Origin of the sequence: Streptomyces vulcanius, assembly GCF_042653945.1 — a bacterium.
Classification (GTDB): Bacteria; Actinomycetota; Actinomycetes; order Streptomycetales; family Streptomycetaceae; genus Streptomyces; species Streptomyces mangrovi.
Window position 1 is genome coordinate 55,741 of sequence record NZ_JBHSFK010000011.1, and the last position, 19,195, is coordinate 74,935.

Annotated in this window: 19 protein-coding genes and 2 pseudogenes; 14 read left to right on the top strand and 7 right to left on the bottom strand. The window is 71.2% G+C overall.

Annotated features, from left to right (window positions below):
* Nucleotides 1–21: 21 nt before the first annotated feature.
* A complete protein-coding gene (locus ACFPIH_RS18420; protein ID WP_381163788.1) occupies nt 22–387 on the bottom strand; it encodes a nuclear transport factor 2 family protein in 366 nt (121 codons plus the stop codon).
* 169 nt (nt 388–556) lie between these two features.
* Between ACFPIH_RS18420 and ACFPIH_RS18425 the strand changes: the two genes are divergently transcribed.
* Nucleotides 557–856, top strand: a complete 300-nt coding sequence (locus ACFPIH_RS18425; protein WP_381163785.1) for a hypothetical protein — start codon at nt 557–559, stop codon at nt 854–856.
* 69 nt (nt 857–925) lie between these two features.
* On the opposite strand, the gene ACFPIH_RS18430 is transcribed toward ACFPIH_RS18425, so the two are convergent.
* Nucleotides 926–2,680, bottom strand: coding sequence for an ABC transporter ATP-binding protein (locus tag ACFPIH_RS18430; RefSeq protein ID WP_381163782.1), 1,755 nt, complete (start codon nt 2,678–2,680; stop codon nt 926–928).
* Nucleotides 2,681–2,844: 164 nt separating this feature from the next.
* Between ACFPIH_RS18430 and ACFPIH_RS18435 the strand changes: the two genes are divergently transcribed.
* The 4 genes from ACFPIH_RS18435 to ACFPIH_RS18450 all read left to right on the top strand — a co-directional run bounded on the left by ACFPIH_RS18435 (nt 2,845) and on the right by ACFPIH_RS18450 (nt 6,036).
* Nucleotides 2,845–3,930, top strand: coding sequence for an S-(hydroxymethyl)mycothiol dehydrogenase (locus tag ACFPIH_RS18435; protein ID WP_381163779.1), 1,086 nt, complete (start codon nt 2,845–2,847; stop codon nt 3,928–3,930).
* Nucleotides 3,930–4,559, top strand: coding sequence for an MBL fold metallo-hydrolase (locus ACFPIH_RS18440; protein ID WP_381163776.1), 630 nt, complete (start codon nt 3,930–3,932; stop codon nt 4,557–4,559). Before ACFPIH_RS18435 ends, ACFPIH_RS18440 begins: the two co-directional genes overlap by 1 nt.
* 85 nt (nt 4,560–4,644) lie before the next feature.
* Nucleotides 4,645–5,025 (top strand): DUF4180 domain-containing protein, encoded by a 381-nt coding sequence (locus ACFPIH_RS18445; protein WP_381163773.1) that lies wholly within the window; start codon nt 4,645–4,647, stop codon nt 5,023–5,025.
* A gap of 96 nt (nt 5,026–5,121) precedes the next feature.
* Nucleotides 5,122–6,036, top strand: a complete 915-nt coding sequence (locus ACFPIH_RS18450; RefSeq protein WP_381163770.1) for an SDR family oxidoreductase — start codon at nt 5,122–5,124, stop codon at nt 6,034–6,036.
* Here ACFPIH_RS18450 and ACFPIH_RS18455 read toward each other — a convergent pair.
* Entirely contained in the window at nt 6,027–6,557 is a 531-nt protein-coding gene (locus ACFPIH_RS18455) for a hypothetical protein (RefSeq protein WP_381163767.1), read from the bottom strand. The two genes, ACFPIH_RS18450 and ACFPIH_RS18455, sit on opposite strands and share 10 nt — an antisense overlap.
* A 30-nt stretch (nt 6,558–6,587) precedes the next feature.
* Entirely contained in the window at nt 6,588–7,967 is a 1,380-nt protein-coding gene (locus ACFPIH_RS18460; RefSeq protein WP_381163765.1) for a pyridoxal phosphate-dependent decarboxylase family protein, read from the bottom strand.
* 206 nt (nt 7,968–8,173) lie between these two features.
* On the opposite strand from ACFPIH_RS18460, the gene ACFPIH_RS18465 reads away from it, so the two are divergent.
* A complete protein-coding gene (locus ACFPIH_RS18465; RefSeq protein WP_381163762.1) occupies nt 8,174–8,869 on the top strand; it encodes a L,D-transpeptidase family protein in 696 nt (231 codons plus the stop codon).
* A 68-nt stretch (nt 8,870–8,937) separates the two neighbouring features.
* A complete protein-coding gene (locus tag ACFPIH_RS18470) occupies nt 8,938–9,123 on the top strand; it encodes a hypothetical protein (protein ID WP_381163760.1) in 186 nt (61 codons plus the stop codon).
* Between the two features lie 104 nt (nt 9,124–9,227).
* On the opposite strand, the gene ACFPIH_RS18475 is transcribed toward ACFPIH_RS18470, so the two are convergent.
* The 3 genes from ACFPIH_RS18475 to ACFPIH_RS18485 form a co-directional block, all read right to left on the bottom strand.
* Nucleotides 9,228–10,604 carry a S1 family peptidase gene (locus ACFPIH_RS18475; RefSeq protein ID WP_381163757.1) on the bottom strand — a complete coding sequence of 459 codons (1,377 nt, stop codon included), beginning with the start codon at nt 10,602–10,604 and terminating at the stop codon, nt 9,228–9,230.
* 135 nt (nt 10,605–10,739) lie between these two features.
* Entirely contained in the window at nt 10,740–11,558 is an 819-nt protein-coding gene (locus ACFPIH_RS18480; protein WP_381163754.1) for an SAM-dependent methyltransferase, read from the bottom strand.
* A 105-nt stretch (nt 11,559–11,663) separates the two neighbouring features.
* Nucleotides 11,664–12,638, bottom strand: a complete 975-nt coding sequence (locus tag ACFPIH_RS18485; RefSeq protein ID WP_381164614.1) for a hypothetical protein — start codon at nt 12,636–12,638, stop codon at nt 11,664–11,666.
* A 196-nt stretch (nt 12,639–12,834) separates the two neighbouring features.
* Here ACFPIH_RS18485 and ACFPIH_RS18490 point away from each other — a divergent pair.
* From ACFPIH_RS18490 to ACFPIH_RS18520, 7 genes and pseudogenes are all read left to right on the top strand, one after another.
* Nucleotides 12,835–13,015, top strand: a pseudogene (locus ACFPIH_RS18490) (pyridoxal phosphate-dependent aminotransferase); the annotation flags it as partial.
* A gap of 220 nt (nt 13,016–13,235) precedes the next feature.
* Nucleotides 13,236–13,679: pseudogene (locus ACFPIH_RS18495) on the top strand (pyridoxal phosphate-dependent aminotransferase); the annotation flags it as partial.
* 135 nt (nt 13,680–13,814) lie between these two features.
* Nucleotides 13,815–15,146 (top strand): ABC transporter substrate-binding protein, encoded by a 1,332-nt coding sequence (locus ACFPIH_RS18500; RefSeq protein WP_381163751.1) that lies wholly within the window; start codon nt 13,815–13,817, stop codon nt 15,144–15,146.
* A complete protein-coding gene (locus ACFPIH_RS18505; protein WP_381163748.1) occupies nt 15,143–16,051 on the top strand; it encodes a carbohydrate ABC transporter permease in 909 nt (302 codons plus the stop codon). Before ACFPIH_RS18500 ends, ACFPIH_RS18505 begins: the two co-directional genes overlap by 4 nt.
* Entirely contained in the window at nt 16,048–16,995 is a 948-nt protein-coding gene (locus ACFPIH_RS18510) for a carbohydrate ABC transporter permease (protein ID WP_381163745.1), read from the top strand. The genes ACFPIH_RS18505 and ACFPIH_RS18510 overlap by 4 nt, the downstream gene beginning before the upstream one ends.
* 24 nt (nt 16,996–17,019) lie before the next feature.
* Nucleotides 17,020–17,925, top strand: coding sequence for a 5-dehydro-4-deoxyglucarate dehydratase (locus tag ACFPIH_RS18515; RefSeq protein ID WP_381163742.1), 906 nt, complete (start codon nt 17,020–17,022; stop codon nt 17,923–17,925).
* Nucleotides 17,922–19,169 carry a glucarate dehydratase family protein gene (locus tag ACFPIH_RS18520; RefSeq protein ID WP_381163739.1) on the top strand — a complete coding sequence of 416 codons (1,248 nt, stop codon included), beginning with the start codon at nt 17,922–17,924 and terminating at the stop codon, nt 19,167–19,169. Before ACFPIH_RS18515 ends, ACFPIH_RS18520 begins: the two co-directional genes overlap by 4 nt.
* Nucleotides 19,170–19,195: the final 26 nt, after the last annotated feature.

Below are 19,195 nucleotides of genomic sequence, written 5' to 3' on the forward strand. Positions count from 1 at the left end.
GGACCCGCCCGGACTTGCTTCCTACTCGTCCCATGCCTGGATGATCGTCTGTTCGGCGATCTTGCCGTCGCGCAGCGTCATCATCGAGTCGGCGAGGACGCGTACGCCGTCCGCGTACAGGCAGGACTCGCTGAAGGCGACCCGGTCGCCCTGGACGACGCACATCTCCAGTTTGTGGGTCATGTCCCGGCTGTAGACGTCGTCGAGAAGCGCGGCGATCTCGTCGCGTCCGTGCAGGACGCGGGGATGGCTCGGCTGCGTGTTGTGGTCGACGACGCGCAGTTCCGCGTCGTCCGCGTAGAGCGACAGCAGTGCCGTCGGGGTCTCTCCCTCTATGCCTCTGCGCAGGGTCTCGGTGTCGAAGGCGGAGCGTGCCGCGGTGCCCATGGTGACCTCCTCGGAGGGCCGCGGACCGAACGGAACCGGCCGCCGGACCCTCACCTTCGAGCCTCCTCCGCCGCACGGGGCTCGGCAAGCGCAGCCGGAGCGTCGTCCTGACGGGTGAGCGCGGCAGCGGACCCGTGTCCGCCGGGGCGGCGCAGCCGTTGCTGAGGTCATGATCTCCACTCGACGCATCGCCGCCGCAGCCGCTCTCGCCGCCGGGATCGCCGGCCTCGCCGCCCCCATGGCGAACGCGGCCGACGCCCCGAACGCCGGCCAGTTCAACCCGATGACCACGCTGGACACCCTCGTCGGGGGCGAGATTCCCGCAGAGCACCGTGACGAACTCCCGCCGGTCTCCCGGCAGTTGGGCGAACTGAACAAGCTGACCCAGCTCGATCAGCTGAACGAGCTGCACCAGCTCACCGACCTCGTCGCCCCCGTCACCGGGGTGCTGCCGGCCGTTCAGGCCTGAGGCGCGCGCCGCTCCCTCATGGGGCCGCCGTCCGGACGGACCGTCCGGACGGCGGCCCTTTCCGCTGTCCTACTCCGCCGTCGCCAGGAACTGCGTCGCCGCCAGCTCGGCGTAGAGCGGATCGCCCGCCACCAGCTCACGGTGCGTGCCCACCGCACGGACCCGGCCCCCGTCCATGACCACGATCCGGTCGGCCATCGTGACCGTCGACAGCCGGTGCGCGACGACCAGCACGGTGGTGGACCGGGCGACATCGGCCACGGTGTCCCGCAGCGCCGCCTCGTTCACCGCGTCCAGCTGCGAGGTCGCCTCGTCGAGCAGCAGCAGCCTGGGATGCCGCAGCAGGGCGCGGGCTATCGCCACCCGCTGCCGCTCACCCCCGGACAGCTTGGTCCCGCGATGCCCGACCAGGGTGTCGAGACCCTGCGGCAGCCGGGCCACAAGACCGTCGAGCCGGGTCGTCTTCAGCACGCGCTGTACCGCGTCGTCGTCCGCCTCCGGGTTGCCGAGGAGCAGGTTGTCGCGCAGCGAGCCCGACAGCACGGGCGCGTCCTGCTCGACGTAACCGATCGAGGACCGCAGCAGGGACAGCTCCCAGTCGGCGAGATCACGGCCGTCGAGGGCGATCGTGCCGGACTCGGGGTCGTAGAACCGCTCGACGAGCGAGAACACCGTCGTCTTGCCCGCGCCGGACGGCCCGACGAACGCGGTCATGCCCCGCGCCGGGACGTCGAACGACACCCCGTGGTGGACGTAGGGCAGATCGTCGGCGTACCGGAAACGGACGTCCGTGAAGGACAGCGAGGCCGGTTCGGCGGTGGCGGAGGGCAGCGGCGCGGGCCGGCCCGCGGGCTCCGCGGGCAGCCGCAGCGCCTCCTGGATCCTGCTCAGCGCGGCCGAACCCGTCTGGTACTGGGTGATCGCGCCCACCACCTGCTGGATCGGCGACATGAGGTAGAAGACGTAGAGCAGGAACGCCACCAGGGTGCCGACGCCGATCGCGCCCGTCGCCACCCGCGCCCCGCCGACCGCGAGGACCGTGATGAACGCGGTCTGCATCGCGAGCCCGGCCGTGTTCCCGGCCGCCGCCGACCACTTCGCGGCCCGCACGCTCTCCCGCCAGGACTCCTCGGCCGCCGCGTGCAGTGTCTCCTCCTCGCGGTGCTCGGCACCCGACGCCTTCACGGTGCGCAGTGCCCCCAGCACCCGCTCCAGCGAGGCCCCCATCACCCCGACCGCGTCCTGCGCCCGGCGGCTCGCCCGGTTGATCCGCGGCACGATCACCCCGAGCACCGTGCCCGCGCCCAGGATCACGGCCAGCGTGACCCCCAGCAGCACCGGATCCACCAGGCCCATCATCACCACCGTCGCGGCCATCGTGAGCCCGCCCGTGCCGAGCCCGACCAGCGAGTCGGTGGTGACCTCGCGCAGGAGTGTGGTGTCGGAGGTGATCCGGGCCATCAGATCGCCGGGCTCACTGCGGTCCACGGCCGGGATCCGCAGCCGCAGCAGATACGACGACAGCGACCGCCGCGCCCCGAGCACCACCGACTCCGCGGTGCGCCGCAGCACGTACGAACCCAGCGCGCCCACCGCCGCGTTGGCGACCACCAGTGCCGTCAGGACCAGCAACGCGCCGGTGATCGCGCGGTCGTGGGACAGGTCGTCGATCAACCCCCGTGCCACCAGGGGCAGCAGGAGCCCGGTGGCGCCGGTGACCAGCGAGAGCACGGCGCCCGCCAGCAGGGTCCAGCGGTGCGGGCGCACATAGTCGAGCAGCAGCCGCCACGGGGGTCTGCCGTCGGCTGTCTCTGCGATGCTCACGGGGCTCCTCGGAGGTCGGGCGGAGCCTTCAGGCTACGGCGGCCGGACCGGCGCGTGGCCGGAAGGAAGGGTTCCGGGGCCGGTCCGCCGTCCCTTACCGATCAGTCACACGTAGGGTCGGACCTGGGACGGATGACCGCCGACGAAGATGAGAGGGGCACCCCATGCCGCAGCAAGTACGCGGAGTGATCGCACCGGGCAAGGACGAGCCGGTGCGCGTGGAGACGATCGTGATCCCCGATCCCGGCCCCGGAGAAGCGGTGGTGAAGATCCAGGCGTGCGGGGTCTGTCACACCGACCTGCACTACAAGCAGGGCGGGATCAACGACGAGTTCCCCTTCCTGCTCGGCCATGAGGCTGCGGGTGTGGTGGAGTCGGTGGGTGAGGGGGTCACGGACGTGGCGCCCGGTGACTTCGTGATCCTGAACTGGCGGGCGGTGTGCGGCCAGTGCCGGGCCTGTCTGCGGGGGCGTCCCTGGTACTGCTTCGACACCCACAATGCCAAGCAGAGGATGACCCTGCTCGACGGCACCGAGCTGTCCCCGGCGCTCGGTATCGGCGCCTTCGCCGAGAAGACGCTGGTCGCGGCGGGTCAGTGCACCAAGGTCGACCCGTCGGTGTCGGCGGCGGTGGCGGGGCTGCTGGGCTGCGGAGTGATGGCGGGCATCGGGGCCGCGATCAACACCGGCAACGTGGGCCGCGGCGACACGGTCGCGGTGATCGGCTGCGGCGGTGTCGGCGACGCGGCCATCGCCGGGTCGAACCTGGCCGGCGCCGCGAAGATCATCGCCGTCGACATCGACGACCGCAAGCTCGAGACGGCGAAGAAGATGGGCGCCACGCACACGGTCAACTCCAAGGAGACCGACCCCATCGAGGCGATCCGTGAGCTGACCGGCGGCTTCGGCGCGGATGTGGTGATCGAGGCCGTCGGCCGGCCGGAGACCTACAAGCAGGCCTTCTACGGCCGTGACCTCGCCGGGACGGTCGTCCTGGTCGGCGTGCCGACGCCGGAGATGAAGCTCGAACTCCCCCTCCTGGACGTCTTCGGCCGCGGCGGCGCGCTGAAGTCGAGCTGGTACGGCGACTGCCTGCCCTCCCGCGACTTCCCGATGCTCATCGACCTGCATCTCCAAGGCCGCCTGGACCTGGGGGCGTTCGTGACCGAGACCATCCAACTCGACGAGGTGGAGAAGGCGTTCGAGCGCATGCACCACGGCGACGTCCTGCGTTCGGTGGTGGTGCTGTGATGGCCGCCCGCATCGAACGCCTCGTCACCTCGGGCCAGTTCACCCTCGACGGCGGCACCTGGGACGTCGACAACAACGTCTGGATCGTCGGCGACGACCACGAGGCGATCGTCATCGACGCCGCCCACGACGCCGCCGCCATCGCCGAGGCCGTAGGCGACCGCAGACTGACCGCCATCGTGTGCACCCACGCCCACAACGACCACGTCGGCGCGGCGCCCGCCCTCGCCGACCTGACGGGCGCGACCATCTGGCTGCACCCCGACGACCTGCCGCTGTGGAAGCTCACCCACCCCGACCGCGACCCCGACGCCCACCTGGCCGACGGCCAGGTCATCGAGGCGGCCGGCGCCGACCTGACCGTCCTGCACACTCCCGGGCACGCGCCCGGCGCGGTCTGTCTGTACGACCCCGGGCTCGGCGTGCTCTTCACCGGGGACACCCTCTTCCAGGGCGGCCCCGGCGCCACCGGCCGGTCGTACTCCCACTTCCCCACGATCATCACGTCGATCAGCGAGAAGCTGCTCTCCCTCCCCCCGGAGACCAAGGTGCTCACCGGCCACGGCGACGCCACGACCATCGGCGCCGAGGCCCCCCACCTGGAGGAGTGGATCGCCCGCGGCCACTGACCGGAAAGCGAGCACTGACCGGAAAGGGAACACCGACCGGAAAAACGGGGGCGGACGGTCGTAGGACCTCTCTACGATCACGCCCATGACAGACACCGCCACCACACTCGTGACCCTGCACGCCACCCGCGTCCTGCGCTGCGCCCCCGACGGGCCGGCGCTCGACGGGGAGCGCGCCGCCCTGGATCTGATCGGCGACGCGATGGGCCACGACGCGGAACTCGTCGCCGTGCCCGCCGAGCGGGTCGGGGACGAGTTCTTCCGTCTCCGGTCGGGGGTCGCGGGCGAGGTGGTGCAGAAGTTCGTCAACTACCGGCAGCGGCTGGCCGTCGTCGGCGACATCTCCCGGCATCTCGCCGAGAGCTCCGCGCTGCGCGACTTCGTGTACGAGGCGAACCAGGGACGGCAGCTGTGGTTCGTGGCCGACGACGGCGAGCTGGCGGACCGGCTGCGCCCCACCGGGTGACTTCCCCGCGTGACTTCCCCGCAAGGCGACAGGAGATGTCCGGTTTCCCGGGGACCCTCTGAGTGACACCACTCGCCAGGGAAAGGGAGGCCGGACATGCCGGGTCCGCTGGAAGGCAAGGTCGCACTGGTCGCGGGGGCGACCCGGGGCGCGGGACGGGGCATCGCCGTGGAGCTGGGCGCGGCCGGCGCCACCGTCTACGTCACGGGACGCACCACCCGCGCCCGCCGCTCCGAGTACGACCGCCCGGAGACCATCGAGGACACCGCCGACCTGGTCACCGAGGCCGGCGGCCACGGCATCGCCGTCCCCACCGACCACCTCGACCCCGTCCAGGTCCGCACCCTCGTCGAGCGGATCGACACCGGGCAGGGCCGCCTGGACGTCCTCGTGAACGACGTCTGGGGCGGCGAGCGCCTCTTCGAGTGGGACACCACCGTCTGGGAGCACGACCTCGACAACGGGCTGCGGCTGCTGCGCCTCGCCGTCGAGACCCACGCGATCACCAGCCACCACGCCCTGCCGCTGCTGCTGCGCAGCCCCGGCGGACTGGTCGTCGAGATGACCGACGGCACCACCGAGTACAACCGCGACACCTACCGGGTGAACTTCTTCTACGACCTCGCCAAGTCCTCCGTGCTGCGGATGGCCTTCGCCCTCGGCCATGAACTCGGCCCGCGCGGCGCCACCGCCGTCGCGCTCACCCCGGGCTGGCTGCGCTCGGAGATGATGCTCGAAGCGTTCGGCGTACGCGAGGACAACTGGCGCGACGCCGTCGAGCGCGTCCCCCACTTCGCCATCTCCGAGACACCCCGCTACGTCGGCCGGGCCGTCGCCGCGCTCGCCGCCGACCCCGAGGTGGCCCGTTTCAACGGGCAGTCCCTGTCCAGCGGCGGCCTCGCGCCCGTGTACGGCTTCACCGACCTCGACGGCAGCCGCCCGGACGCCTGGCGGTACATGGTCGAGGTGCAGGATCCCGGGAAGGCCGCCGTCACCACCGGCTACCGCTGAGCCGTGGTCGGCCAGCGGGCCGGGTGCCCCGGCGGCAGCGCGAGATCCTCGCGTACGGCGGTGTAGTACCCCTCACGGCCGGCCCGCTGCCGCTCCAGCAACGCCTGCCAGGCATCCGGGTCGACCGTCCCCGCGCGCATGAACCGCTCCATCTCCATCACCGCCGTCACCCACACCCGCGCCCGGTCCACCACCTCATGGCTCGCCAGCATGATCAGCGCCTCCCCGGCCGGGTCGCGTCCGTCGGTCGCCTCGGCGAGCAGCGGCTCGGCCTCCGCCGGGGACAGGGGGTGCGGGTGCGGGTCGTTGCCGAGGTGGGAGGCGACGCGGTACGTCAGGTTCACCGACTTCTTGAGCGCCCGCGCGTAGTCGGTGTACACCGACAGCCGCCGCTCCTCCCACCGCGCCGCCGTCTCCCGGCGGTACCTGGCCCCGTCACTGCGCACGACGGCCAGATACGAGCCGAGGGCACCGATCACCACACCCATGAGAGCGGGGAGTTGCTGCGTGAACGCCGACATGTCCGCACGATATCCGCCCAGTTGATCAGCTCAGGCATCGAGGGCCGCCAGCACCCGGGCCACATCCGCCTCCGAGGTACGCCAGTTGCTGAACGCCGCCCGCAGCGCCGGCACCCCGCCGTACACCGTCGGCGTCAGGAAGGTCTCCCCGGTGGCGGCGGCGGCCTCCGCCAGGGCCGACACCCCCTCCCGGGTGGGATCGTCGGCGAGCGTGAAGCAGACGACGTTCAGCCGGACCGGTGCCAGCAGCCGCAGGCCCGCCAACGCCTCGACACCCTCGCCGAGTTGTGCCGCGAGGGCCGCGTTGCGCTCCACGATCTCGCGGTGCCCGGCCCGGCCGTACGCCACCAGCGAGAACCACGCGGGCAGGGCGCGCAGCCGCCGGGAGTTCTCCGGGGTGAGATGGAGGAAGTCGGGCTCGCCCGAGGGCAGTCCGAGGTACGGCGACGCGTTGTGGAACACCCGCACCTGGAGGTCCCGGCGGCGGGTGAACTGCACGGCCGCGTCGTAGGGCACGTTGAGCCACTTGTGCAGGTCCACACAGACCGAGTCGGCCGCGTCGAGACCGTCGACGAGACGGTCGTACACGGGGGAGAGGGCGGCGAAGCCGCCGAACGCGGCGTCCACGTGCAGCCAGAAGCCGTACCGCTCCCTGAGGGCGGCGATGGCCCGCAGGTCGTCGAAGTCGACGGTGTTCACGGTGCCCGCGTTGGCCACGACGATCGCGGGCCGCCCGTCCAGCGCGGCGAGGGCCGCCTCCAGGGCGTCGACGTCCACCGCCTCCCGGTTTCCCGGCAGCACCGGCACCGGCCGCAGCCGGTCCCGGCCGATCCCGAGCACGGACAGCGCCTTGGCGACGCTGGAGTGCGGACTGCCCGAGAGCACGTCCACCGGGCCCAGCGCGGACGCGCCCGCCCGCGACACGTCCACACCCAGCCGCTCGCCCACCCACTCCCGCCCGATCGCCAGCCCCACCGTGTTCGACACGGTCGCCCCGGTCACGAACGCCCCGGAGTGCGCCTCGCCCAGCCCGAACAGCTCCCGCAGCCAGGCCACCGTCTCCCGCTCCAGCGCCGCCGCCCAGGAACCGGCGTCCCCCGAGACGTTCTGGTCGTAGGCGGCCGTCAGCCAGTCCCCGGCGACCGAGGCGGGTGTCGCGCCGCCCGTGACGAAGCCCAGGTAACGCGGCCCGGCCGAACCCGAGAAGCCCGGAGCCCACCGCTCGGCGAACCGCGCGAGAGCGCCCTCGGCGCCGGTGCCCGAGCCGGGCAGGACGGCCGGATCCGGGGCCGCGCCCCGGTGGGCCACCGGCCGCTCGGCCAGACCGGACACCTCACCGGCGGCGAAGTCACGGGCGGACTGCAGAAGGGCGGGGAACCGGGCGAGGTCGGCGGCGAGAGCGGGATGCATGACGACGACCCTAGGTCCGGGCGGGCGGGCGGCGCCCGGTCCACCCGAGGGGAACCGGACTGGTCCTCACCGGCTCCCGCCCCGCCCGAAGTTCACCGTTTCGTCACAGGGTGAGTGGGACCACAACCGTCGTGCCCACCCGCTGGTCTAAGTTGACAAGGTCATCGCAATCGTGGTTTTCGCAACCGTGCCAGGAGAGGGCAGCCATGGGGGACATACGCAGACGAGGGGCCGTCGTACTCGGGGTCACGGGGCTCGTGGCGCCGTTGACACTCGCGCTGGGGGCGGGGTCCGCGCAGGCCGCGAGCTGTACGACGTCCGCGGGGCCGTACCAGAAGAAGGTGGAGAAGTTCCTCGGCCGGCCTGTGGACGGCCGGCAGTCCGCCGCCGACTGCAGGGCCATCCAGGCCTTCCAGACCAAGCACGGCATCACGCCGAACATCGGCTACGCGGGCTCCGTCACCTGGGGAGTGATGGATCTCATGAACAAGCAGAAGGCCGTGGGCAACAACCCCAACCGGGACCGCAAGTGCCCGACCAACAAGGGCCGCATCGCCTGCGTGAACCTCACGCTCCAGCTCAGCTGGATCCAGGACGGCAGCCGGCTCGTCTACGGTCCCGTCCCGGTCCGTACCGGCCGTAACGGGTACGAGACCCGCACCGGGCTGAAGAAGGTCTACTGGCGGGACATCGACCACGTCTCGTCGATCTACAACGTGCCCATGCCCTACAGCCAGTTCTTCGACGGCGGCCAGGCCTTCCACTCGGTCGGCCTCAGCATGTGGAATCCGCCGGGCTCGCACGGCTGCGTCAACATGACCACGACGACCGCCAAGAAGTACTGGTCCCTGCTGAAGAACGGCGACGACGTCTTCGTCTATGGACGCAAGCCGGGCACGTGATCAGCAACACGGTGTGGAATGCCGGAATTGTGCGTACTTACTCACGCGGCCTTCACCCCCGGAGTCCTATGCTTCACAGCATGTCCACCACTGTTGAAACCGTTTCCGATCGATCGGCTGACGAGGTCAACGAGGAGATCCGGGCCCTGTGGCTCCGGTCGGGCGGGACGCTGAGCGTCGAGCAGCGCGAGGAGTACCGGCGGCTCGTCCTGGAGTGGGCCGCCGCGGCTCCGCAGCCGTTGCACGCTGCCTGACGGCTCCCCGAGACCTTGTTGGCACCGGGTCTCCACACCCGAAGCGGGCACCCTGACCGGGTGCCCTTTTCGTTTGCCCCGCCCGCCCGCCTGGCCCGAGCGGCTCAGCTCCAGGTCGCCGAGTAGTAGTCCCGGTAGGCCTTGCGGTCCTGTTCGGCGCGGATGTACCTGGTCGCGGCGAGGGCGACCAGACTGCCGCCGATGACCAGCAGACCGGGGCCCACGATGTTCGGGTCGGTGATCCGGGCGGCGAGGGAGGCACCGCCGCCGAGGCCCGTCGCCGGAGTCGTGGAGCCCGGCGAGGTACCCGAACCCGCGATCGCCGCCTGCGTGGGCGAGGCCGACGGCTGGGGGCCGCCGGAGCCCTGCACCTCGGACGGCGCGGCCACGATCATCGTCACGCCCAGCTGGGCCAGCGCCCGTGTCACCGGCTGGAAGAACGTCGTACCGCCCGTCTTGCAGTCGCCGCTGCCGCCGGAGGTGATGCCCAGGGCGATGCCCTCGGAGAACATCGGGCCGCCGCTGTCACCGGGTTCGGCGCACACGTTCGTCTCGATCAGCCCGCCGACCGAGCCCTCCGGGTAGTTCACGGTCGCGTCGAGACCGGTGACCTGGCCCTCGCGCAGCCCGCTGGTGCTGCCGCTGCGGAACACCCGCTGGCCGACGGCCGCGTCGCCGGTGCCCGTGATCCGCACCCCGTTGCCACCGCCGGTGGCCACGATGTCGGCGCCCGCCCCGGCCTTGCCGCTCGCGTACTGCACCAGCGAGAAGTCGTTCACCGGGAAGCTGGAGTTGACGGTCTGGCCCACTTCCTCGTTGGCCTGGCTGTCCGAGAACCACTCCGAACCGGTGGGCCCGCAGTGCCCGGCGGTGAGGATGAAGTCGTTCGTCCCGTTGGTGACGTTGAAGCCCGCCGAACAGCGCCCGCCGGTCGACAGGATCGGCAGGGCGCCGTTGATGCGGGGGGTGAACTTGCCGGTGGTGCGCTCCATACGGACGAAGCTGCCGATGCCGGTCGCGGTCTTGGTCAGCTGCGCCCAGTCGGAGGCGGACACGGTGCTGTCGGCCTGGACGACGACCTCGTTCGTCTTGTAGTCCGTCACCCACGCCGTCCCGGGCACCCTGGGGGCATCGCGCAACGTCGTCGTGGCCGCCTTCAGCTCGTTCATGCTGTGCCCGACCATCTTCGCCTCGGCGCCCGCCTTGCGGACCGAGGCGGCGGACTTGTCGTCGGTGACCGCGACGACCGGCCGTCCGTCGTCGTCCAGCCAGGTGCCCGCCGTACGGGCCGTGCCGAGCTTCTTGACCAGCGCGGCCCCCGGGTTGGTGACGACGAGTTCCGCCTTGCCGCGCTCCGTCGTGCCGGCGGGCGTCTCACTCGCCATGGCGCCCTGGGCGACCATGGCTCCTCCCACGAGGAGTCCGCCGACGGCCGCCAGCCGCATCACTCGCCGGACGATCCGCCGTCGTACGTGCCTCATGCTTGGCTCCCGAAACCCCGATCGCGCGGCCTCAACACCGCGGGGCGCTCCGGTCGTTGAGTGCCCTCATGTCCATACGTACGAAGGCACGAATGCGTTCAGTGCGCCGGGCCCGGAAGTTGATCAACTCCCCGTTCAGCTCTTGCGCGCGACCCCGCCGAACATCGCGACCTCCGTCGGCTCCCAGTCGGCCGGCGCCGGGCGCCAGCGGGAGCAGGTCACCACGCCCGGTTCCAGCAGTTCCAGGCCGTCGAAGAAGCGGGCCACGTCGGCCGGGGTGCGCTGGGTCAGCTTCGGTGTGCCGTGCTCGTTCCAGAACCGCACGGCCTCGTCCACGTCCGGCATCTCGGGCGTGGTGACAGTGTGCGAGAGCACCAGGTGGCTGCCCGCGGGCAGCCGGTCGACCAGCGCGCGCACCAGCCCGTACGGGTCCTCGTCGGCGCCGATGAAGATGACCACGCCGAGCAGCATCAGCGCCACCGGCTCGCCGAAGTCCAGTGTCTTCGCCGCGTGCCGCAGGATCGCGTCCACGTTGCGCAGATCCTCGTCGAGGTAGTCGGTACGGCCCTCGGGCGTGCTGGTGAGCAGGGCGCGGGCGTGCGCCAGGACCAGTGGGTCGTTGTCGACGTACACGACGCGGGACTCCGGGGCGAGCCGCTGGGCGACCTCGTGCGTGTTGTCCGCGGTCGGCAGGCCGGTGCCGATGTCGAGGAACTGGCGGATGCCGGCGTCCGCCACCAGGTGTTCCACGGCACGGCCCAGGAACTGCCGGTCGGCGCGCGCGTACTCGCCGATGCCCGGGTGCAGCTCCCGGATCTGGTCACCGGTCAGGCGGTCGACCTCGTAGTTGTCCCGGCCGCCCAGCCAGTAGTTCCAGATGCGGGCGGTGTGCGGCTGTGAGATGTCGATACGGGCGCGCGGCGACGCTAAGGCGGCCGGCTGGTCGTGAGTCACGGATCGGCTCCTGAGAAGGCGGGAATGCAGGCGAGATGGGCCGTCAACAGCCAATCTAGACCGCTGAGTTGGCCTACATGGAGCATCCCGCCGAATCCTCCGGACCTAGGGCCGCTCCGGCGACCCGACCGGCCGGACAGGCCCCAGCCGCGCCCAGCTGTCCGTGTCGCCCCAGACGGCCGACGCGCCGGTGTAGGGGCGCAGCAGGGCGGTGAGCGCGGGGTCGCCGTGCCCGTTCAGTTCGTCGGAGGCGAGCCGGCGGGCGATTCCGGCGAGGAAGTCGGCGAGCTGCACCCGCGCGTCGTCCCGGGCGACCACGAGCCGGAGTCCGGCGAGAGCGATGCCCTCCCTGCGGGCCGCCTCCTCGATCCAGGCGATCCTTTCCGGGGTGAGCATGTTCTGCCGGTCGTGCGCGAGCCGTACCGGACGCCCGCCGCGGCTCCAGTGCGCGGCCGTGCGCAGAATCGCCGGAAGGAGGGGATTGAGGACCGGAACGAGCGGTATCCGGCCGGCCTCGATCTCGGCCCGGTAGAACAGCGCGCGAGACCGCGACCGTTCGTCCGCCAGCATCGTCAGAATGTCCGCGGCCGGTGTTCCCGCATACGTTCTCCGCAGTGTGTCGACCGTATGGAAGAACCCCTCGACGGGTCCTTCCGGTCCCTCACCGACCCGCACCCGCAGCAGCCGGTTGGCCGCTTCCAGGAACTCCCGCCATTCCGTTTCCGTACAGGTCGTCCGACCGTGGCGGAAGAGCGCCACGGCCGCCGCCGGATCGCCGAGCAGCACGTCGGCGGTGCGGTCCACGACGAGGAACGCCTTTTCGACGAGATGCACTCGCGCGTGTCCGTACAGCGGCCCGGATTCCGAAAGCAGCCATTCCAGGACCGCCCGGTGTTTCTCCCGCAGCAGATGGTTCGCCTTGTATTCCTCGGCGGGCGAACGGATACGGTCGCGGATCTCCCGCAGCTGCTCCCGCGCGAATTCCGTGGGCAGCCGGACGCTGGCGTGCGCGAACACATCCGTGTTTCCGGCGGTGAGATTCTCCCCGTCCGATCCGGATTCGTCGCAGGCCACTTCCATTACCGTCCCGTTCGCGTGATCCCAGGTCACACCAAGGCCCCCTGTCTTGTGCGCCATGAACAGCATCCCGCACGAGACCTCCGGTGACGCAAACCCTTTGCGCGCCCTCACCCTCGACGCTCTCCGATGTCGTACGAGCATGAAATGGCATACCTGTCCGGCCGACGTCCTGCCCCTGTGGGGCGCGGAGATGGACGTGCACACCACTGAGGAACTCGCCGGGCGTCGCCGCCCTCGCTGAGCGGTACGGCGTCCGGGTCGTCGCCGACGAGATCCACGCGCGGGTCACCGCGGCGGGCGTCGGCATCGTGCCCTACCTGAGCGTGCCCGGCGCCGAGCGCGGACTGTCGCTGATGTCGGCGTCCAAGGAGTGGAACCCAGGACCTGTCCGGCCGATCACGCCGCAGGCGCGGGGTGTGGCACGCGCCTCTGCGGAGTTGTCCTCAGTCGCCGACTCCCCCACTCCCGGCTTCGCTCGAGCGGGGACCCCCATCGCGTCGGCTCCCTCCTCCGCCTTGCAGCTGCACGCACCACACCCCGCTCACCGGCACTGGCCAGGCACCGGGGTTGCCTGCGACTTGACCGGCCGGACAGGTCCTCACGGGCCTCAAGGCCGCCCTGGCCGTGGCGGGTCCCGCTGCGGCGGCCGACCTGGCCCTGCTGCCCGAGGAGGTGGGCCACGGCCCCAGTCATGTCGGCGTTCTCGCCCACAGCGCGGCCCTGCGCGAGGGCACCGACTGGCTGGACGCGCTGCCGGCCGGCCTGGACGCCAACCGGCGGCTGCTCGCCGGCCTGCTGGCCGAGCACCTGCCCGGGGTCCGGTACCGGCCGGGCGAGGCGACCTACCTCGCCCGGCCGGACTGCCGCGCGCTGGACCTCGGGGACGATCCGTCCCGGGCCTTCCTGGAACGCGGCCGGGTGGCGCTCAGCCCCGGGCCCGACTTCGGCACGGGCGGGGCGGGTCACGTACGTCTGAATCTCGCCACCTCGCCGGAGATCCTCACCGAGGGGGTGCGCCGGATGTCGGCTGCTCTGCGCTGATCACGTCGCCCACCCCGATGTCACAGTCGCGCAATGTTCCAGCCATGTCTTGACATACGGCCGAAACGATTCGTAGCTTGGGCGCCTCGATTTAGATTCGTGAAACAAGTTCACGAATATGAACGGAGTGTGCCCATGGGGGACCGCCGACGACGTCGCCGCCTGGCCGCCACCCTCACCGTCGCGGGCCTGCTGTTCGGAACGGCCGCCTGCGGCTCGGGTTCGGACAGCGCCGGCGGCGGTGACCCGAACACGCTGGAGGTCTGGACCCGCAGCAATCCCGACCCCGCGGCCACCTATCAGCGCGTGTTCGCCGCGTTCACCAAGCAGACCGGCATCAAGATCGACTATCAGCCGGTCGTCAACTTCGACCAGCAGCTCCAGGCCCGCGCGTCCACCAGGGACCTGCCGGACGTCATGATCAACGACACGGCGCTGATGGGCAGCTACCAGTCCCAGGGCCTGCTGAAGCCCATCGACCCCGCCGACATCGCCGACGGTGACCAGATCGACGCCAAGACCTGGGCCTCCACCGTCGGCATCGACGGCACCCACTACGGCATCCCCTACTCCCGCCAGGCGATGACCCTGATGATCCGCAAGGACTGGCGCGAGAAACTCGGCCTGCCCCAGCCGAAGACCTGGGCGGACATGATCACCCTCGCCAGAGCGTTCGCCGACGACGACCCCGACGGGGACGGCAAGAAGGACACCTACGGGATGGTCGTCCCCGGCAGTGCCCAGAACGGCTACGCCGCCTGGTGGGGCGCCAGTTACCTGTGGCAGGGCGGCGCCCGCATCATCGAGCCCGCCAAGGGCGGCGGCTACGAGCCCGTCGTCGACTCCGACGCCGCCGTCCGCGCCGTCACCTGGATGAAGGACAACCTGTTCTGCTCCTCCGACAACGGTGTCATCCAGCCCGGCGCCATCACCGCCGTCACCGGCACCGCCACCAACTTCCAGGACGGCAACGCCGGCATGTACCTCACCGGCCCCTACAACATCGCCACCTTCGACCAGACCCCCGGCAAGGACAGGTTCGAGGTGATCCAGGCCCCGGCGGGACCGGCCGGCAACGACGTCCTGGCCGACGGCGAGAACATCTACTTCGGCGCGAGGACCGGCCAGACGAAGCAGGAGCGCGCCCTCGCCGCCTTCCTCGTCTCGCCCGAGGGCCAGCGCCTCGCCATGACCGGCAAGAACCAGCCCGTCGTCCGCATCCCCGTCAACTCCACCCTCGACGCGGCGACCGTACGCGACGACCCGCGCTGGGGCGTGGTCCAGAAGGCCTACGAGGACGCCTCCGTGCAGTTCCCCAACGCCCCCGACTTCGCCCCCGTCAAGCAGGACACCGCCGACGCCCTCAACGCGATCTTCACCTACTGCGGCAGCGACGTCCGCTCCAGCCTCAAGGAACTCAACGAAACCCTCGCCGGCGACCTCAAGGACCAGGACCTGCTGAAATGACCGCGCTCACACCAGCCCCGGTGCGCCGCGCCCGGGTCCTCACCAAGAGAAACGTTCTGCCGTGGGTGTTCCTCGCCCCCGGCCTGCTGCTCGCCCTCGTCTTCAAGTTCGTGCCCATGGGCAAGGGCGTCTGGCTCAGCTTCTTCAAGGTGCGGCCCTTCCTGGGCGACCAGTGGGTGGGCCTCGACAACTACACCCGCGTCCTCACCGACCACCGCTTCCAGGACGCCGTCGGACACACCCTGCTCCTCGGCATCGGCCAGTCCCTCGGCGGCATCCTCGTCGGCTTCGCGCTGGCCCTGCTCCTCGAGGGCCAGGCCCGCTCCCTGAAGATCGTCCGCACCGCCGTCTTCCTGCCCGTCGTCACCGCGACCGCCGTCGTCGGCGAGATGTGGCGGCTCCTCTACTACCCGACCTCCGACGGCGTCATCAACCACGCCCTCGGCTTCCTCGGCCTCGGCCCCACCCCGTTCCTCGACAACCCGGGCACCGCCCTGTGGTCCACGATGGTCATGGGCATCTGGATGACCGCCCCGTACAACATGGTGATCATGCTCGCCGGACTCGCGGGCGTGGACCGGACGCTGTACGAGGCCGCCGCGATGGACGGCGTCTCGCTCTGGCAGCGGCTGCGGTACGTCACCCTCCCCGCGATCCGGCCCGCCGTCGCCATCGTCCTCACCCTCGCCGCCATCCGCGGCCTGCGCGTCTTCACCGAGGTGTACGTCCTCACCGGCGGTGGCCCGGCCGGCTCCACCGAGGTCTGGATGACCCGCGCCTACACCCTCGGCTTCAGCCGCAACGACATCGGCGGCGCCTCCGCGGCCTCCGTGGTGCTGCTCTGCGTGACGCTCCTGCTGACCGTCACGGTCAACTACTTCCGCAAGAGGGGAGACGTACGATGAGCGCCCCCGCCGTCGACCCCGTCCGCACACCCCTGCCGGCCACCTCCGCCGGCCGGCCGCCGCGCAGGGCGGACCGGACCACGCCCGCCCGTTTCGACACCGCTCTCGGCTGGAGCGACCGCCCCGGCGTGGCCTGGGCCCTGAGGCTCCTGCTCTGCGCGGTCGCCCTCGGCGTCTTCGCGGCGCCCTTCCTCACCATCCTCTCCGGCGCCTTCACCCGGCACGCCAGCGGCTCCTCGCTCTCCTTCCTCCCGCACGACAGCACCCTGCAGAACTTCACGGTGGCGGGGCAGCGCGGTATCTGGGACTACTTCACCAACTCCCTCGTCATCGCCGGCGGCGCGCTGCTGCTCCAGCTCGCGGTGTCCGTGCTCGCCGCCTACGCCCTGGCCCGGCACAGGTTCCGCGGCCAGGCCCTCGTCCTGACCCTGTTCATGCTGACGATGATGCTGCCCGAGGAGGTCATCGCCATCCCGCTCTCCCTGGTCCTCGGCCATGTCCCGGTCCTCGGCCTCGACCTCAAGGGCACCGCGTGGGGCGTGATCCTGCCGCTCGGCGCCTGGGGCTTCTCGGTGATGCTGCTGACCGAGTTCATGAAGGACATCCCCGTCGAGATCGAGGAGGCCGCCCGCCTCGACGGCGTCGGCGAGTTCCGCATGCTGTGGCAGGTCGTCCTGCCGCTGTGCAAGCCGGCGCTCGGCGTGGCCGGAGTCCTCGGCTTCGTGATGATCTGGGACCAGTACCTGCTGCCCCTGATCGCCTCCAAGGACCCCACCGACTACACGGTCACCGTCGCCCTGTCCGTCCTGCGCACCGACCCCGAGGTCGGCTCCGGGGTGGTCCTCGCCGGGGCGGTCATCGCCCTCGTCCCCAGCCTGATCGTCTACCTGCTCCTCCAGCGCTCGCTGGTCACCGGCATCGCCGCCGGCGCCACCAAGGGCTGAACCATCCGTAGTAACGAGGGAGACATGAAGTTCCAAGGAGTGCTGTTCTTTCCGGTCACGCCGTTCGCGGCTGACGGCTCGATGGACGAGGAACGGCTCGCTGAGCACATCGCGGCGGGCGTCGCGGCCGGGGCGGGCGGAGTGTTCGTCGCCTGCGGGACGGGCGAGTTCCACGCCCTCACCCCGGACGAGCTCGAACGCGCCACCCGGGTCGCCGTGCGGACGACCGCGGGCCGCGTCCCCGTGCTCGCCGCGGCCGGCGGCCCGGTCCCCGTCGCCCGCGACCACGCCGTACGGGTCGCCCGGGCCGGCGCCGACGGCATCCTGCTGCTGCCCCCGTACCTGGTGACCGCGCCCCAGCGGGGCCTGGTCCGCTACGTCGAGGAGGTCACCGCCGCCACCGGACTCCCCGTCGTCTTCTACCAGCGCGGCACCGCCCGGCTCACCGGGGACACCGCCGCCGAGATCGCCGCCCTGCCCAGGGTCGTCGGCCTCAAGGACGGCCTCGGCGACCTGGAGCTCATGCACCGCATCGTGCGGGCGGTACGGGCCCGGACCCCGAAGGACTTCCACTTCTTCAACGGCCTGCCCACCGCCGAGATGACCGCCCCCGCCTACCGGGGCATCGGAGTCGACCTCTACTCCTCCGCCGTCTTCGCCTTCGCCCCCGAGATCGCCCTCGCCTTCCACCGCGCCCTCAGCGAGGACGACCTGCCGCTGGTCACCCGCCTCCTCGACGAGTTCTACGGCCCCCTCGTCGAACTCCGCGACGAGGTACCGGGATACGCCGTGGCCCTGGTCAAGGCCGGGGTGACGCTCCGCGGCCTCGACGTGGGCGGCGTACGGGCACCCCTGGTGGACCCCACGCCGGAGCATGTCTCCCGCCTCGCGAAACTCATCGACCGAGGGCTGGAGGTGGTCGCGGCATGAGCACCCGCATCCGCGAACTGATCGTCACCCCGATCGCCTTCTCCGACCCGCCGCTGCTCAACTCGGGCGGCGTCCACGAACCCCTCGCCCTGCGGGTGATCCTCCAACTCGTCCTGGAGGACGGCACGGTGGGCCTCGGCGAGTCCACCGGCGGCGAGACACGCCTGGAACGACTTGAGATCGCCGCCCGGACCGTCGTCGGGATGGACGTCTTCGACTCCACGGCCGTCTCCGCGGCGATCGACACCGCCCTGCTGCCGACCGTGCCCAGTTCCCACGAACGCGGCTGGACCACCTCGGCCGTCGAGGTCGCCTGCCTCGACGCCCAGGGCAGGCTGCTCGGCCGCCCGGTCAGCGATCTGCTCGGCGGCAGGGTCCGGGACGCGGTGCCGTTCGCCGCGTACCTCTTCTACAAGTGGGCCGAGCACCCGGCGCTGGACGGCCGCTCCGCCATCGGCGACGACTGGCCCGAGGCCCTCGACCCGGCCGGGATCGTCGAACAGGCCCGGCTGATGCAACAGCGGTACGGATTCACCTCGTTCAAGCTCAAGGGCGGAGTCTTCCCGCCGGACGAGGAGATCGCCGCGATCCGGGCGCTCGCGGAGGCCTTCCCCGGACAGCCCCTGCGCCTCGACCCCAACACCGCCTGGACGGTGCAGACATCCGGGTATGTCGCCCGCCAACTGGACGGCGTACTTGAGTACTTGGAGGACCCGACCGCCGGGATCCCCGGGATGGCCGAGGTCGCGAAGGACTCCCCGCTGCCGCTCGCCACCAACATGTGCGTGGTCGCCTGGGAGCATCTGAAGCCGGCCGTCGAGCAGCACGCGGTCCAGGTCCTGCTCACCGACCACCACTACTGGGGCGGACTGCGCCGCACCCGTGAACTGGCCGCCGTCTGCGAGGCGTTCGGCATCGCGCTGTCCATGCACTCCAACTCGCACCTCGGCATCAGCCTCGCCGCCATGACCCATGTCGCCGCCGCCATCCCCAACCTGGACCACTCCTGCGACACGCACTACCCGTGGAACAGCGCCGACGACGTGATCGTCCCCGGGGCGCTGGAGATCAAGGACGGTGAGGTGCGGGTGCCGACCGGGCCCGGCCTCGGCGTCGAACTCGACCACGACGCCCTCGGCCGGCTGCACCGCCGCTACCTCGACTCAGGTGTGCGGGGCCGCGACGACACCGGCTACATGCGGCGGTTCCAGCCGGAGTACGAGCTGAGGCTGCCGAGGTGGTGACGCGCGCGAGTGCCTAGACTGCGGGA